The organism is Rhizobium sp. PEPV16 (assembly GCF_008919455.1).
Taxonomy (GTDB): Bacteria; Pseudomonadota; Alphaproteobacteria; order Rhizobiales; family Rhizobiaceae; genus Rhizobium; species Rhizobium leguminosarum_Q.
Genome location: NZ_VSZV01000304.1, coordinates 2,730 through 6,418 on the forward strand (window position 1 = coordinate 2,730; position 3,689 = coordinate 6,418).

3 protein-coding genes are annotated in these 3,689 nt (G+C 61.8%); 2 read left to right on the plus strand and 1 reads right to left on the minus strand.

Features of this window, described 5'->3' with window-relative positions:
* The coding region (locus FY112_RS15970) for an ABC transporter ATP-binding protein (protein ID WP_246700691.1) at nucleotides 1-1,551 on the minus strand (1,551 nt) is incomplete at its 3' end.
* Between the two features lie 386 nt (nucleotides 1,552-1,937).
* Between FY112_RS15970 and FY112_RS15975 the strand changes: the two genes are divergently transcribed.
* Both FY112_RS15975 and FY112_RS15980 read left to right on the plus strand, forming a co-directional pair.
* Nucleotides 1,938-2,399 (plus strand): tRNA (cytidine(34)-2'-O)-methyltransferase, encoded by a 462-nt coding sequence (locus tag FY112_RS15975; protein ID WP_151518830.1) that lies wholly within the window; start codon nucleotides 1,938-1,940, stop codon nucleotides 2,397-2,399.
* A 216-nt stretch (nucleotides 2,400-2,615) separates the two neighbouring features.
* Nucleotides 2,616-3,689: Na/Pi cotransporter family protein (locus FY112_RS15980; protein WP_246700692.1), on the plus strand; the 1,074-nt coding region annotated here is incomplete at its 3' end.

The following is a 3,689-nucleotide window of genomic DNA, read 5'->3' on the forward strand; positions in this document are numbered from 1 at the left end:
GAAGACGCGGGCGATCGCGACGCGCTGCCGCTGGCCGCCTGACAGTTTGACGCCGCGTTCGCCGACCTGCGCGTCGAGCCCCGCGCGGCCCTGCATGTCGACGAGGCCTTCGATGAACTCCCAGGCATTGGCGCGTTTGGCGGCCTCGATCACCTCGTCGTCCGTTGCTTCGGGACGACCATAGGCGATGTTGTCGCGGATCGAGCGATGCAGCAGCGAGGTGTCCTGCGTCACCACGCCGATCAGCGAACGCAGGCTTTCCTGCGAGACGCCGGCGATATCCTGCCCGTCGATGGTGATGCGGCCGGTCTCCAGATCGTAAAAGCGCAGCAGCAGGTTCATCAGCGTCGTCTTGCCGGCACCGGAACGGCCGACCAGACCGACCTTCTCGCCTGCCTTGATGTCGAGCGACAGGTTGTCGATGACGCCCTTGCTCTTGCCGTAGTGGAAGCGGATGCGGTCGTAGTGGATCGCGCCCTTCTTCGCCGTCAGGGTGGGTGCGCCCGGCTTGTCGACGATGTCGTGCTGTTTGCTCATCATCTCCATGCCGTCATAGACCGTACCGATATTCTCGAACAGCGCCGAGACTTCCCACATGATCCATTGCGACATGCCGTTGACGCGCATGGCAAGACCGATAGCGATGGCGATGGCACCGACCGAGATCGCCCCGTTCAGCCAGAACCAGATCGACAGGCCCGAGATGACGAAGAGCGCAACGCAGTTGTTCACATAGACGCTGATGTGGAAGAGCGTCACCTTGCGCATCTGCTTGTGCACGGTCTGCAGGAACTCGTCCATGCCCTCCTTGGCATAGACCTCCTCGCGGCCCGCATGCGAAAACAGCTTGACCGTCGCGATATTCGTATAGCTGTCGACCACGCGGCCCGTCATCATCGAACGCGCATCCGCCTGCGCCGCCGCGATCTTGCGAAGCCGCGGCACGAAATAGGCGACGATGCTGATATAGACCGCGAGCCAGACGAGGATCGGGATCATCAGCCGCCAGTCCGCCGCCGCAATCACGATGATCATCGTCAGGAAGTAGGTGACGACATAGACGAAGACGTCGAGGATCTTCATCACCGTTTCACGTACGGCAAGCGAGGTCTGCATCACCTTGGTGGCGACACGCCCGGCAAACTCGTTGGCAAAGAACGACATGCTGTGGCGCAGCAGGAAGCGGTGCATCTGCCAGCGTGCGATCATCGGATAATTACCGAGCATCATCTGATGCATGATGAGCGAATCGAGCCCGGCTACCACAGGCAGGCCGATCAGCACCAGCGCCGCCATCCAGAAAAGCTTGTGGCCTTCTCTCTCCAGGAATGTGGCGCGGTCGGCATTGGTCAGCCAGTCGACGATGTCGCCGAGGAACTGGAAGAGCGCCACTTCGCCGATAGCGATCAGCGCGGTCAGCACGGCCATCAGGCCGAGCCAGGGCGCAGCCGGCTTGCTGTAATGCCAGCAAAAGGCAAAGAGACCTTTCGGCGGGGCGACAGGGTCCTCGCTGGGAAAGGGATTGAGTCGCTGTTCGAACCAGCCAAACATGAAATTGCTCCGAAACGTCAGCGTTCCGGCTCCCGGCTTCGCGCCATCCCAGCGCCATGCAAGCACATATGGGAACCGAACGTTCAAGGGGCGAGGCTGAGACAGCCGCACAATGGATCAAAAAAGGAAATTCAGGGAAGAAACCCGCACTATCGGCGGAAAATCGCACCGCTTGGCATCACGGCCGGGAGGCGCACATACAGCAAAATATTCATTCTGGCGCTCCTTGCTGGCGATTGAAGATATGCACCGATAACGCGAAAACGAGGAATTTTCCAGCCCTGTTGTGCCAAAAATTTCATCTCTTCAGGTCAAAACGCGCCCTGTTGCGCCGAAATCACAGTTGCATTAGGCCTTGAGCGGCGAAAGCAGGAAAACGGCGCATCATGACTTCACTCAGACTGGCACTCTATCAGCCGGATATAGCAGGCAATACCGGCACCATCCTGCGTCTTGCCGCCTGCCTTGGCTTCGCGGTCGATCTGATCGAACCCGCCGGCTTCGACATCTCCGACCGCAACCTGAAACGGGCCGGCATGGACTATATCGCCGCCGCCGCCCTCACCCGCCATGTCAACTGGGACCGCTTCGAGGCGTGGCGTCTGAGCACCGGCCGCCGCCTGATCCTCGCCTCGACAAAAGCTGCGGGGCGCTACACCGATCTTGCTTTCCGCCCGGACGATGTCCTGCTCTTCGGTCGAGAAAGCGCCGGCGTGCCGGACCAGGTGCATGAGAGCGCCGACGCCCGCATCCTGATCCCGATGATCGAAGGCCAGCGGTCGATCAACGTCGCCGTCTCGGCCGCCATGATCGTCGGCGAGGCGATGCGCCAAACCGTCTGGGCCTGACGGACACCGGCGCTGGCGGAGCAAGGTCGGCCGAATTGCCGATCCGCTCCAGAATATGTCGCAAAATAGCGTTGTCTATCTGTCAAACCGGCGTATATTTATTAGCCGGGCAATCAAAAATTCAGCATTGGCCTCCATGATTCCAACAAGTTGGAATGGCCATGTGAGGAAAAATGCATTCCTCCAGATCTGTGAAAGAAGAATAAAAACAACAAAATGGACTCTACAATCATCATGATCAACCTGTTCGGCGCCGTGGCTCTGCTGCTGTTCGGCCTCGCGCAGGTAAAGGATGGCGTGTCCAGGGCCTTCGGCGCCCGCCTGAGAACAGGTCTGGCGACCGGCACACGCGGCAGTCTTCGTTCTTTCCTGTCAGGCCTCATCGCGACCATCGCGCTGCAGAGCTCCACGGCGACGGCGCTGATGACGGCCTCCTTCGTCGAGCGGGACCTGATCAAGCCGCGCATGGCGCAGATCGTGTTGCTCGGCGCCAATGTCGGCACGGCAATCACCGCCTGGATCGTGGCAACGGGCATCGAATGGCTCTCTCCGCTTCTGATCCTTGCCGGGATCGTGCTTTGCCGCGGCCGTTCCAGCACCAGCCAGGGCGGCGGCACGGCGCTGATCGGCATCGGGCTGATGCTCTTGTCGCTGCACCTCCTTGGCCTTGCGACGGAACCGATGCGCGCCTCTCCCGCCCTTGCCGCCTTCATCGGCCTGCTGGACGGCGCCCTGCCCGTGGCAATGATCGTCTCGGCAGCACTTGCCTTCGCGTCCTCGTCGAGCCTTGCGGTGGTGGTGCTCATTCTGTCGCTCGCCTCGGCCGGCGTGGTCTCCGCCGAACTCGTCATCGTGCTCGTGCTCGGCGCCAATCTCGGCGGCGCAATACCGCCTGTCGTCGCGACATTGTCCGGCCCGGTTTCGGCTCGGCGCGTCACTCTCGGCAATCTCGCCGTCCGCACGCTTGGCTGCCTCGTCGCCCTGCCGCTGGCGGGATATGGCGCGGAACTCATCCAAATGCTGCCCTTTGGTCCCGCCAAGCTGCCGGTCGACGCGCATCTTGCCTTCAACCTTCTGCTGGCGGCGCTGGCCTGGCCATTCTCCCGCCCGCTCGCCGCCCTGATGGCCAGGCTGGTGCCGGATCAGGCCGAGCCCGACAGCGCCCCGAAATATCTGGATGCGCAGGAGCTTTCGACGCCGGTCGTGGCCCTTGCCAGCGCCACCCGCGAAGTGCTTGGCGTCGGCGACCTGATCGAGCGCATGCTGATCCGGGTCTCCGAAGCTTTCGAG